At 36.7% G+C, this 11,554-nt stretch carries 14 protein-coding genes; 8 read left to right on the top strand and 6 right to left on the bottom strand.

Annotated features, from left to right (window positions below; all coding sequences use genetic code 11):
- Positions 1–7: 7 nt before the first annotated feature.
- The 3 genes from BKP57_RS04040 to BKP57_RS04025 all read left to right on the top strand — a co-directional run bounded on the left by BKP57_RS04040 (position 8) and on the right by BKP57_RS04025 (position 2,159).
- Positions 8–553: a GbsR/MarR family transcriptional regulator gene (locus BKP57_RS04040; RefSeq protein ID WP_082240857.1), complete on the top strand. Its 546-nt coding sequence runs from the start codon at positions 8–10 to the stop codon at positions 551–553.
- A 284-nt stretch (positions 554–837) separates the two neighbouring features.
- Positions 838–1,782 carry a 3'-5' exoribonuclease YhaM gene (gene yhaM / locus BKP57_RS04030; protein ID WP_072742368.1) on the top strand — a complete coding sequence of 315 codons (945 nt, stop codon included), beginning with the start codon at positions 838–840 and terminating at the stop codon, positions 1,780–1,782.
- Positions 1,783–1,958: 176 nt separating this feature from the next.
- The gene (locus BKP57_RS04025; protein WP_198035019.1) at positions 1,959–2,159 is read left to right on the top strand and encodes a sporulation YhaL family protein; all 201 of its coding nucleotides are present in this window, start codon (positions 1,959–1,961) and stop codon (positions 2,157–2,159) included.
- Between the two features lie 48 nt (positions 2,160–2,207).
- Here the strand turns inward: BKP57_RS04025 and BKP57_RS04020 are convergent, their stop codons facing one another.
- From BKP57_RS04020 to BKP57_RS04010, 3 genes are all read right to left on the bottom strand, one after another.
- Positions 2,208–3,104 carry a peptidylprolyl isomerase gene (locus tag BKP57_RS04020; protein ID WP_050350239.1) on the bottom strand — a complete coding sequence of 299 codons (897 nt, stop codon included), beginning with the start codon at positions 3,102–3,104 and terminating at the stop codon, positions 2,208–2,210.
- A 135-nt stretch (positions 3,105–3,239) separates the two neighbouring features.
- Positions 3,240–3,425 carry a hypothetical protein gene (locus tag BKP57_RS04015; RefSeq protein WP_050350240.1) on the bottom strand — a complete coding sequence of 62 codons (186 nt, stop codon included), beginning with the start codon at positions 3,423–3,425 and terminating at the stop codon, positions 3,240–3,242.
- A 204-nt stretch (positions 3,426–3,629) separates the two neighbouring features.
- Positions 3,630–4,196 (bottom strand): DUF3267 domain-containing protein, encoded by a 567-nt coding sequence (locus BKP57_RS04010; protein WP_050350241.1) that lies wholly within the window; start codon positions 4,194–4,196, stop codon positions 3,630–3,632.
- Positions 4,197–4,736: 540 nt separating this feature from the next.
- On the opposite strand from BKP57_RS04010, the gene BKP57_RS04005 reads away from it, so the two are divergent.
- On the top strand, positions 4,737–5,072 hold the full coding sequence (locus BKP57_RS04005; protein ID WP_050350242.1) for a DUF1878 family protein: 336 nt from the start codon (positions 4,737–4,739) through the stop codon (positions 5,070–5,072).
- 107 nt (positions 5,073–5,179) lie between these two features.
- Here the strand turns inward: BKP57_RS04005 and BKP57_RS04000 are convergent, their stop codons facing one another.
- Entirely contained in the window at positions 5,180–5,671 is a 492-nt protein-coding gene (locus tag BKP57_RS04000) for a GbsR/MarR family transcriptional regulator (protein WP_050350243.1), read from the bottom strand.
- A gap of 356 nt (positions 5,672–6,027) precedes the next feature.
- Here BKP57_RS04000 and BKP57_RS03995 point away from each other — a divergent pair, with 356 nt between their 5' ends.
- From BKP57_RS03995 to BKP57_RS03980, 4 genes are all read left to right on the top strand, one after another.
- Positions 6,028–7,227 carry a quaternary amine ABC transporter ATP-binding protein gene (locus tag BKP57_RS03995; RefSeq protein ID WP_050350244.1) on the top strand — a complete coding sequence of 400 codons (1,200 nt, stop codon included), beginning with the start codon at positions 6,028–6,030 and terminating at the stop codon, positions 7,225–7,227.
- Entirely contained in the window at positions 7,217–8,074 is an 858-nt protein-coding gene (locus tag BKP57_RS03990; protein WP_050350245.1) for an ABC transporter permease, read from the top strand. Before BKP57_RS03995 ends, BKP57_RS03990 begins: the two co-directional genes overlap by 11 nt.
- A 66-nt stretch (positions 8,075–8,140) precedes the next feature.
- Positions 8,141–9,040, top strand: a complete 900-nt coding sequence (locus BKP57_RS03985) for a glycine betaine ABC transporter substrate-binding protein (RefSeq protein ID WP_072741012.1) — start codon at positions 8,141–8,143, stop codon at positions 9,038–9,040.
- 170 nt (positions 9,041–9,210) lie between these two features.
- Complete coding sequence (locus tag BKP57_RS03980; protein WP_050350446.1) at positions 9,211–10,086, top strand: glycine betaine ABC transporter substrate-binding protein; 876 nt, start codon at positions 9,211–9,213, stop codon at positions 10,084–10,086.
- A 251-nt stretch (positions 10,087–10,337) separates the two neighbouring features.
- Here the strand turns inward: BKP57_RS03980 and BKP57_RS03975 are convergent, their stop codons facing one another.
- Positions 10,338–10,697 carry a YtxH domain-containing protein gene (locus BKP57_RS03975; RefSeq protein ID WP_050350247.1) on the bottom strand — a complete coding sequence of 120 codons (360 nt, stop codon included), beginning with the start codon at positions 10,695–10,697 and terminating at the stop codon, positions 10,338–10,340.
- Between the two features lie 217 nt (positions 10,698–10,914).
- A complete protein-coding gene (locus BKP57_RS03970) occupies positions 10,915–11,436 on the bottom strand; it encodes a tryptophan transporter (RefSeq protein ID WP_050350248.1) in 522 nt (173 codons plus the stop codon).
- Positions 11,437–11,554: the final 118 nt, after the last annotated feature.

The raw sequence follows: 11,554 nt of genomic DNA, 5'->3' as shown, positions 1-11,554 counted from the left end.
ACATCCAGTGCCAGAGAAAAAAGAGTGTCAAGACTGGGAAAAATATGATGAAACAATTGAAAAATTTATTCAAGTCATTGCCAAAAATATGAACTTATATGGGCTAACATCTTCCGTTGGTAGGCTGTATGGTGTATTGTATTTTGCCGATAAACCAATGACTTTAGATGATATGCGTGATGCGCTTGAAATGAGTAAAACGAGTATGTCGACAGGTGTACGAACGCTGTCAGAAATGAAGATGGTTGAATCTACTTTTAAACGGGGCATTCGAAAAGATTTATATCGATCAGAGGAAGATTGGTATAAATCGTTCACCTCCCTCTTTGGCAATCGTTGGCGCCATCATACAGAAACCAATATTGAAGAAGCAGACGAAGCCATTGCTGAGCTCCAGAAACTACAGGAAGAAACAGATGATGAACAATTAAAAGCAAAGATTAACACAGATATTGAGCGGTTGGAGTATGCTAAAAATTACTACGAATGGTTGATGAAGTTTATTCAAGTGATTGAAAGTGGTAAGATTTTTGACTATATTCCAAAAAATTAACAACTACGAAGATGGACTGATGCTTTTTATAAGGGATCAGTCCCTTTTCGTTACGTTAAAGGAGACAAAAAAAAGCTTGGTCGAAATGGGAGATGTCGAAGTTATCCGTAGATTAGGCCTTAGTTTCAATGATAGGTTGACTACTGTTTTGAAATTAGGCTTTTCTATAATTTTGCGAGATATGAATGTACAGGCTACGAAGCTTTCTTCACTTCATTTTCCGAAGTGTTAGTAGGTGCATAGGCGCTGTTCAAGCGAAGGGAGATAGGAAGATGAAACAGGATATGAAAAAAGGGATTAGGCATGCTTCGATCGGGGAAGCTTATGAAGGCTTCTTATTAATACGTGAAGCAATCAAGGGTTTAACCAGTAATGGAAAACCATTTTTAACTTTAATGCTTCGCGATGCGACAGGAGAAATAGAGGCGAAGCTATGGGACGCCACTTCAGAGGATGAAACGCTCTTTGTGGCCGAACAAATTGTCCGCGTTGCTGGTGAAATCAATCAATTTCGCGGAAAGCCGCAGCTTAAAATTTTTTCGATTCGACCCTCACAACCAACAGATGATGTGAAAATAGATGATTTTGTGGAAAAAGCTCCTGTGAATAAAGAAAGCTTAATAGAAAAGTTGACAGAAGCTATTTTTGAAATGCAAAATCCAAACTTACAACGGATTGTACGTGCATTTATTAAAAAATATCAAGAGGAACTACTTTCCTATCCAGCTGCGACAAAGAATCACCATGAATATGCGTCAGGATTAGCACATCATATTGTAAGTATGCTAGCAATAGCCAAGGAAATTCACAAACTTTATCCGGAGATTAATAAAGATTTGTTGTATGCCGGGATTATTCTCCATGATATGGCTAAAATAAAAGAGTTATCCGGTGTTGTTTCTACTACCTACACGTTAAAAGGAAAACTGCTTGGACATATTCCTATGATGGTGGAGGAAATTGGAACAATGGCGAAAGAAATGAATATTGAAGGGGAAGAAATTACTGTACTGCAACATGTGGTGTTAAGCCATCATGGGAAAGCAGAATGGGGAAGCCCAAAGCCGCCGCTTGTTCGTGAAGCTGAAGTGTTACACTTAATCGACATGCTGGATGCTAAATTGAATATGCTAAATCGTTCGTTAGAAAAAGTAAAGCCTGGAGAGTTTACAGATAGACTATTTGCTATGGATAATCGTTCCTTCTACAAGCCATTATTTGAGGAATGATAGTAGAAGTTATACCATTTGTTCAATCGGTACGTACAGAATGTAAATGCTAGATTAAAGTACAACGTCAATCATTCCCTTCTCGTACGCAGTGGAAACTTCTTTTAAGTACGAAGGTTATTTTTCCCTCCTGTACGCATATACTTGTACAAGAGACAAATAAGGAGGCGAAAAAAATGATACTCGGTGTGCCTTGGTGGGTATTTGTCATGATTTTACTTATTTTTGTTAGTGGATATATGGCTTTTCGAGGAATGGTTGCTGAAAGGAAAATGGAACAGCATTTTATTGAGCAAGAAGGGGAAGTTTATATGGAACGGCTTAGAAAGGAAAGAGAATTGAAGGGAAGAGGCAATCATTCAAATGAAATAACGTAAAGAGGCTAGTGCCAATGGATGGCCTAGCCTCTGTTTTCATTGAGAGAATTATCCTTTTGCTTCTGTATCTTCAGCGTCCTTTTTCTCTTCATTTTGTTTAAACATATCTTTATACTTGTCGATCTTCACGTCAACATTTGCATCTTGGATCAGCTTATTGATTTTTTCTTGCATTTTAGCAGGATCCATTTTCTTTGTTAGTAGTTCACGACGTAAATCTTCTTTTACGTCTTCAAATTTTCCTAGTTTCTCTTCTTTCTCACGCTTATCATTTACTTTAATGATATGGAAACCATGTTGTGTTTTTACGGGATCGCTAATTTCATTTTTTTTCATACTGTAGGCAGCATCTTCAAACTCTGGAACCATTTGCCCAGCTGAGAAGTAACCGAGGTCGCCGCCTTTTTTAGCACTTCCGTCATCAGTAGAATATTCTTTTGCTAAGTCACTAAAGCCTTTGCCATCGTCCAACTTCTTCTTGACTTCCTTAGCTGTTTTTTCATCCTCCACTAAAATATGCTGTGCTTTTACTTCCGTATTTTTACGGTCGTACAATTGTTTAAGCTCTTCTTCTTTAATTTTTACATCTTCGGCAATAGCTTCTTCCTGCAATAAACTAATCTTTATGATGTTACGCAATTCATCTTCGCTTCCGAATTGCTGTTCAATAGCCATGTCATATTGGTCACCAAGCTGATCTTTCATCTTTTTAATTTCTTCATCAACCTGATCATCTGAAACATCGTACTTATCGCCTAGTACTTCCATGGTTACCAATTCTTGTAAAACTTTTTCGCCGTGGCGATCTTTTAGCGCTTCATAAAACTCTTCTTTCGTCACATTTCCTGCTTTAGTTTCAACGACAGCTTCGTCATCTCCTGAACTACATGCTCCCAGTGCAAGGACACTGACAGCTAATGTGACAGCAATTGCTGTTTTCTTCATACTTAAACACTCCTAATCTGCTTGTACAATAATTCTCCCCTAGCAATTAATATAACATAGAATGATGATAAAAATACAGTTCAATTGATAAATATCAGTAAAAAATTCTTTTACGAAAGTTGCATCGGGGAACTGTTACACCATTGTATTCATTACTCGTAGATAGGAGCTGACGAGAAGAATTGTAATCATTAAATTAATTACCCGAAACATTTTCCCTTGTTTAAGAGCTTCCATTTCCATTTTAATACAGAACTTATGCGTTAAAGAATTAAAAATAAGAAATATGATAAATCCATAGATTAGAAAAATGATATTCATCGTACCCCCCCTTTAATATTAAAAGAATACATCAATACGTATCTTTGAAAAGGAATGACGAAAGGTTCTTTCCATTTCCCTGCCATTTTAAAATATCATATTCTTTACTGTACCAAAAGTTTAATCATCTGAATAGGGGAGATTTGTTTTCCTCGTATGGAAAATCAATACCTGCACTAACCGCAAAAAAGGATCTGAATGGTCTCAGATCCTTGCTTGCTCATGACCTTGAATTAAAATATCTAGGCCATTACCGTCTTCACTACTTTCAATTACTGATTGTTTTGGCGCTTTCCATAAATAACTAATATACAGCAAGTCAATAAAAGCAATTCCAATATTTGCAGATGTAAGTAACAATATATAAACAGAATAATTGTTAAAGTAATAACTGGCAACAACTCCTGGAATGGTTAGTAAAATAGTTGGTGCCAGTGCAACAATGAAATAAGCTTTTTTGGTTAAGTGGTATTTCGTATAATAATAGAATACAGGGAAACATCCATTTTTTAATTTGAAAATGATTTTCATACGTCTATTCATTAAAATTAAAGGAAGTATATGCATAGACGAATGGATTGTTGGCAGCAATAGGAGTAAAAGTAGGAAAGGGATAATACCTGCTTCACTAACTTCTGCTGTTGATCCTTGGGCAATGGTTATCGAGACATATAATAAGATAAAGGAAAACAACGTAATCAAGCTTGACATAAGCAATAATCGATTACGACCAAAATCTTTTGCAAGGTTGATGGATTTCCAGCAATTCATTTGGATCCCCTCCAATTCCTGTTATAAGTTTATTTATCCTCCAAGAATCATAGTAAAAATAACTGGAAAAAGCAATAGGTTTCAAGTAGTTTTTTTACTTGTTAAAAAAAGTTTAAATTTTGTTTTTTGAAACACAGAAGGATGAGTGTAAGTGCCCATGTTTCTGTAAAATTATCATTTTTTAAAATTTAAATTTAAGAAGAAAATCTACATCAATAATAAATTTGTATATGAGGGTTCGCGATACCATGTGTTATCTCATCTGCTTATTGAGCTGTGAGTTTTTATCCTGTATAGAAGGTGAGGGCTCCTACTTGAGAAGTTGGATAATCTTTACTGCAACAAGTCTCAGTGAGAGATAACAGCGCCTAAATGCCTATTTCGTAAGCGGCGTTTAGGTCATACTTATTATGGTACTAACAAGCCGTGGGGGATGAATAAAAACCTCCACTGATTGAGGATTCACTTTATCATACGTAAGCCTACATACTTATGCTATAATGAAGTAATAAGCTGGAAAGGAGAGGCGAAGGAATACCTATGAAAAATGAGGCAGAAACAACTGCTTTTCACTTACATTTACTTTCCAAGATTATGAATATGGAAGCATATCCTTTCACAAAGTTAATAATAGAATGTGATATAACGGAACAAGAATATAATGAGTTGATTCGTTTGCTTGATTATCTGGATGAACAATTTAAAAGACAAACAGAGGAAGGGTTGTTAGATTTCTCTTCCTTATTAATTCATTTTGCCGGTATGCTTCATGAAAAATTAGAGCTTCATCAAACTATTTTTGCATTAAAAGAAGAAGGATATTATCCTTCTTTAATGAATGCTTTTTTAGCAATTATCGAACATATTAAGGATTAGCATATAAAAATAACCTGTTTTCAGATGGGTTTACATTCTTTTTAAGGGAATGAAATAAGTAAGCCCACTGCTCGTTTTATCACTATATTGTGATTTGTTTTCCTATGCTAATCCCTCTTCATGTCACGAAATAGGTCCTCCATTTTCTGATGGAATTCAATAATCTGCAGCAGTCGTTCTTCGGTTACTTGCATCCCCTGTATCCATACTGCTTTACTATCTTTCATTTCTTTTATTTGCTGTTCTATTTCTAAAAATGAGCTTTTTTGTTGGTGAGCAGCTTCGACCCATTTGTTCATATAAGACACCATAAACGCTTTGAATAACTGTGTATGCGCTTTATAAAGGCTTTTTCGCACCCCTTTCTTCCATACTCTTGTAACTAAGTTTTGATCTGCGAGTGTCCGTATACTCGTGCTCATCGCCGTTTTACTTTTTCCCAATGCCTCTGCCATATCATCTAACGTCATCGGTTTGTCAGCTAAATATAAATATGCAAACAGTCTTGATTCCAATGGTGTAAACCCAAACATTTCAATCGTCTTTGTAAATTCTACTAAAATTTTATTGGTTATATTCTCCGATTGAGGCTTATTCATAAAATCCTCCTAAAACCTTGATATATAAAGGTTACACTAAATCCCCATTTAATAAAACTTAGTCATTGAACAGTATTATGGAGGATATTGGAGCTATATAAAGAATAACGTACATATTTTTCATTCAGTTTTAACTGTACAAAAAATATGTACAAAACTAAAAGAATTTAAAGTTTGTGTTGTAAAAATAAAATCGTTATAGTTATAAAGTAAGTAAATGACATGTTCGGGGCTGACGAAAAACTATAAAACTTCCATTCTAGTTTTTCAAGGACTTCGTATGTGATAGCAATGATCATAAAGTAGTAGTTCGAATGCATGGTCATTGGCTCAAATTAAATAACGAGGTGAAAAGCGTGCCGGTAATAGAGGCGAAAAATGTATCCAAAATATTTGGAAAGAATCCGAAGCAAGCAATCAAGCTGTTGGATAAAGGGTTATCCAAGGAATCTATATTAAAGGAGACAGGTAATACAGTTGGTGTTAATCGAGTTTCTTTTGCGGTTGAGCAAGGAGAAGTGTTTGTGATTATGGGACTATCTGGAAGTGGTAAATCGACACTTGTTCGAATGCTGAATCGACTTATTGAACCAACAGAAGGTACGATTTTGATTGACGGTGAGGATTTAGTATCAATGGATAAACAAGCTCTGCGTAATGTGCGTAGACAAAAACTTAGTATGGTGTTTCAGAATTTTGGGTTATTTCCTCACCGAACCATTTTACAAAATGCGGAATATGGTTTGGAAATTCAAAAAGTAGATAAAGAGGAACGCCAAAAGAAGGCGAAAGAAGCACTGGAACTGGTTGGCTTAGGGGATTATTTGCATCAAAAACCGAACCAGTTATCAGGCGGTATGCAGCAACGTGTAGGGCTCGCTCGCGCATTAGCTAATGATCCCGAAGTATTGTTAATGGATGAAGCTTTCTCTGCGTTAGATCCGTTAATTCGTAAAGAGATGCAGGATGAATTGATGGATTTGCAAAATAAAATGCAAAAGACGATTATATTCATTACGCATGATTTAGACGAAGCGTTGCGAATTGGCGATCGAATTGCGCTCATGAAAGATGGATCGATTGTCCAAATTGGCACGCCAGAAGAAATTCTAGTAAATCCAGAAAATGATTACGTAGAGAAATTCGTTGAAGATGTTGATCGCTCGAAAGTGTTAACTGCGCAGCATATTATGAAACGACCAGAAACCGTTAATTTGGATCGTCATGGTCCGAGAGTTGCGCTGGAAAGAATGCGTGAAGAAGGATTGTCAAGCATCTTTGTCGTTGATAGCAAACGAAATCTCAAAGGTTATATAACAGCAGATATTGCATCAGATGCATTTAAGTCAGGAGTTACAGATTTAAAGGAAATATTGAAAAACGATATTCCAATTGTTGAAAAAGAAACGCCAATGCATGATATTTTTGATTTAATTTATAATTCACCTATTCCAGTTGCAGTAGTTGATAACGAAAAATTAGCAGGAGTAATTGTTAGAGGGGCAGTCATTGCCGCTTTATCCAGTGAGAATGAGGTGAATTTACATGTTGAATAAAGTATTGGATGTCGTACCTGATATACCATTAGCTGATTGGACTGATAGAGCTACTGATTGGATTACAGATACATTTTCCTTTCTATTTGACCCTGTGAAAGAGCAATTTGAGGAGTTTATGAATTTTACGTCTGAGACGTTAATGGTAATCCCTCCACTTATTATTATCCTCGCTGTAGCAATTATTGCGTTCTTTATCTCAGGAAAGAAATTTGCGCTGGCTGCATTTTCCATTGTTGGACTTTGGTTGATCTACAATCAAGGATTATGGGAGAAGCTAATGAATACATTTACGCTCGTATTGTTAGCTAGCATTTTGTCAGTCATTATCGGTGTTCCGATTGGAATTCTGATGTCAAAAAGTAAAATTGCAACAACCATTATTACACCAATTCTTGATTTTATGCAAACAATGCCTGCATTTGTCTACTTAATACCAGCAGTTGCATTCTTTGGTATTGGTATGGTACCTGGCGTGTTTGCGTCATTAATTTTTGCTACTCCGCCAACTGTAAGATTTACGAATTTAGGTATTCGTCAAGTATCTGCGGAGCTCGTAGAAGCATCAGAAGCATTTGGAAGTACAGGTGCTCAGAAGCTGTTTAAAGTAGAGCTTCCCATGGCAAAATCAACCATTATGGCAGGAATTAATCAAACAGTAATGCTCGCTTTATCTATGGTCGTTATTGCGTCGATGATCGGTGCTCCTGGACTGGGAAGAGATGTTCTTTCCGCGTTACAGCGTGCTGAAGCTGGAGCAGGATTTGTTGCTGGTATTGGTATTGTGATTTTAGCAATTATTATGGACCGTTTTACCCAAAGTATGAATAAACAAAAAGATATTTAACCTTATTGGTACCTTTTCTGAGGAAAAGTTTCCATATAATAATGAGTAAAAGGGGAGTTTTTTATTATGTTAAAGCGTAATTGGAAACGTCTTGGCTTAGTAGCTGGACTTTCATTAGCCTTATTTGCAGCGGGGTGTGGATCAGATGATAAAGCATCTGATTCTGGTGAAGGCTCTTCTGATGAAGGAGAAAGCAAAGAAATAGAACTAGTCTATGTAGAGTGGGATTCTGAAATAGCTTCTACACATGTAATTGGAAAGGTATTGGAAGACCAAGGCTTTGATGTTACGTTAACACCTTTGGATAATGCAGTTATGTGGGAAGCAGTAGCTAATGGAGAAGCGGATGGCATGGTAGCAGCATGGCTTCCAGGAACACACAAAAGCCAGTATGAACAATACGGAGATAAAGTAGTTGAATTAGGCGTAAATCTGGAAGGCGCAAAAATTGGCTTAGTTGTGCCAGAATATATGGACGTCGATAGTATTGAGGATCTAGATAAGCAAGCAGGTCAGAATATTACTGGTATTGAGCCAGGTGCAGGTGTCGTAGCTGCCTCAGAAAAAGCGGTTGAGGACTATGAAAACTTGAGTGATTGGACTGTACAGACCTCTTCAAGTGGTGCAATGGCAACTGAGTTAGGCTCTGCGATCGAAAATGAAGAGGAAATCGTAGTAACAGGATGGACTCCACATTGGAAATTTGCGAAATATGATTTGAAGTATTTAGAAGATCCAAAAGGCTCATATGGAGAGGCTGAAACCATTGAAACAATGGTACGTGAAGGATTAGAAGAAGATATGCCAAATGCATATAAGATTTTAGACCAGTTCAATTGGACAACAGAAGATATGGAAGCTGTTATGTTAGAAATTTCAGATGGAGCTGAGCCTACAGAGGCTGCTGCAAATTGGGTAAAAGAAAATCAGGATAAAGTTGAAGAATGGACGAAAGGCGTAGAGTAAAACTTTTCCATAGCTAGTTTTTGTCGTAGCGTAAAATTTATGTGTTTATAAAGCTGATACTCCTTTGTATCAGCTTTATATATAATCAAGAAAAAATATAGGGAGATGTTTTAGTGCATAAAACAAACTGGTGGAGCAGATTGTTGCTATTAAGTTTCATTATCGCCATCATGCTACTTGCAGCTTGTGGAACGAATGAAGCAAAAGAGGAAAGTAATACGGAAGGAAAATCAGATGAGACGAATTATGGGGAAGCAGTAGATTATACCATTACGGGGATTGAACCTGGTGCAGGAATTACAGTAACGACAGAAAAAGCAATTGAAGAGTATGATAACCTTTCAGGCTGGGAGCTGGAACAGTCTTCCACTGCTGCGATGGTAACGGAATTAGAAGAAGCTATTTCAAGTGAAAGTCCGATTGTAGTAACTGGTTGGAACCCGCATTGGATGTTCGCGAAATTTGCTAACCTGAAATATTTGGAAGATCCAAAAGGCATTTATGGAGATGTAGAAATTATTAAGTCATTGGCAAGAAAAGGACTGAAAGAAGATAAACCGAATGCTTACAAGCTCATTGATCAATTTGAATGGTCAGTGGAAGATATGGAAGGAATCATGTATGAAGCTTCTGAAAGTGGGAAAGAAGTTGCCGATGTAGCGAAACAGTGGGTGGAAGATAATCCAGATAAAACCAAACCATGGACGGAAGGCGTAGAGGATGTAGATGGTGTAGAAATTGAACTTGTGTCAACCCCTTGGGATTCAGAACGAGCTTCTGCCAATGTTGTCGCAGAAGTACTACGTCAAAAAGGCTTTCATGTGACTATTACCCCAGTAGATGTTGCGGTCATGTTTGAAGCAGTAGCCAATGGAGATGGTGATGCTACATTAGCTGCCTGGTTGCCGGCGACCCACAAAGACTTTTACGAAAAATTTAAGGATGACTTTGTCGATCTGGGAGCGAATTTAGAAGGCGCGAAGATTGGTTTAGTCGTACCAGATTATATGGATATTGATTCCATTGAAGACTTACCAGCAAAATAAAAACCTTAATATGTATGCGTTGAAGCTTGTAGAGAAACTTTCTAGGTTTTTTCTGCAAGCTTTTTTCCAGTGTACTCGCTGTAGCTATCGAACGGTAACACCATAATTTCCATAAGAATTTTTCATACCATTATAGTACGTTTATATGTAATAGAGTAATTTCTATATCCAATCAAAGAAGAAAATGATACAAAAAAAGCATATAAAAAGCTTTCCCTGTTGAGAAAGCTTCCCAGCAATGCACAGTTTAATTAATGTTTTTTTACTTTATCTTCAAGGTCTTTGAGACTGGATTCAATTTGCTCTAAATATTGATGAATATTTTCTTGATGTGGCTCCACAGTTGCCTTCCATTCGGTTACGGATTTCTTCATATCCTGCGTCAGTTCTTTCATTAGTGCTGCGCCTTCTTGGGACGTCTCTTTAATTTGATTTTTTAAACGTAAACCATCCTGCTTTAAATGTAACAGCATATCCTTCCATTCTAGACCTCTATCCTTCATCTGTTCGCGGAGGTTTCTTCCAGAAGATGGTGTGCTTAGTAAAGTGATGACTGCACTTACGGTACCTCCAATTGCAATTCCTAACCATAATGATTTTGTATTCGTCATCTATTTATCGCTCCTTTCCTTTTTACTGAGATGGTATTTACAGGTAATTTTATAGTTCATCTTAAGCTTATAGTGTTGCCAAGAAGCATCGTTCTTAAAGCCCTCTTGTAAAAAAATAGCCACTGTCTAATTAAATATTCCTCATTAGTAGCTGTAAGTAAACATATTTCGGTTTGAAAAACCCTCTGGACTATTTTGTATGCCAGAGGATTTTAATTTAGGTATTCATTAATTGCGGTGTTCTTTTTAAAATCCTTTGTACAACTGGATAAACAACAGCTATTATAATTGAATTTAATAACGCTGCTGGCAATACGGCTATGCTAAACATCGCTATAAATGAGCCGTCCATTATTCCGATTAAAAAGAGTGCAACGCTCAAAAATATAGCACCTGAAATCATAGTTCCGACTGCAGTTAATATAACTGCTTGGGTCAGAGGGCTTACCGCTTTAGAAATAACCAAAAATAAGCTTAGAAATATAATTGCAGTAATTGGTTTATCAATCAAATTGGCTATTTGCCCGCCTGGTGCTGTGGTTGTTAAAGCAGATATAGCTCCGGTAGCAATCGAAAGAATCATGACATATTTCAGTCTAGGAAATAGTAGAATTCCTAAAAACATCATAGAAAGCAACATGTCAGGCTTAACTCCAAAAATAACTGGTGGAACAACAGCGTGCAATACAGCGCCAATCCCTACTAGTAACGATAAGGTCACCAATACGCGAATATTCATTTGTAAACTCTCCTCTACTCAACTTTTCTCAGACTATTCATTCCTCAGCTGTACGCTAATTTGTCAGTTGCAGGAACTTATGTTCATTATAACAAATATTTAATAAAATAAAAAGCTA

It is taken from the genome of Virgibacillus sp. 6R, assembly GCF_001895305.1.
Taxonomy (GTDB): Bacteria; Bacillota; Bacilli; order Bacillales; family Amphibacillaceae; genus Virgibacillus; species Virgibacillus pantothenticus.
The sequence above is the reverse complement of the archived record's forward strand: the minus strand, read 5'-3'. Positions and strand labels throughout refer to the sequence as shown.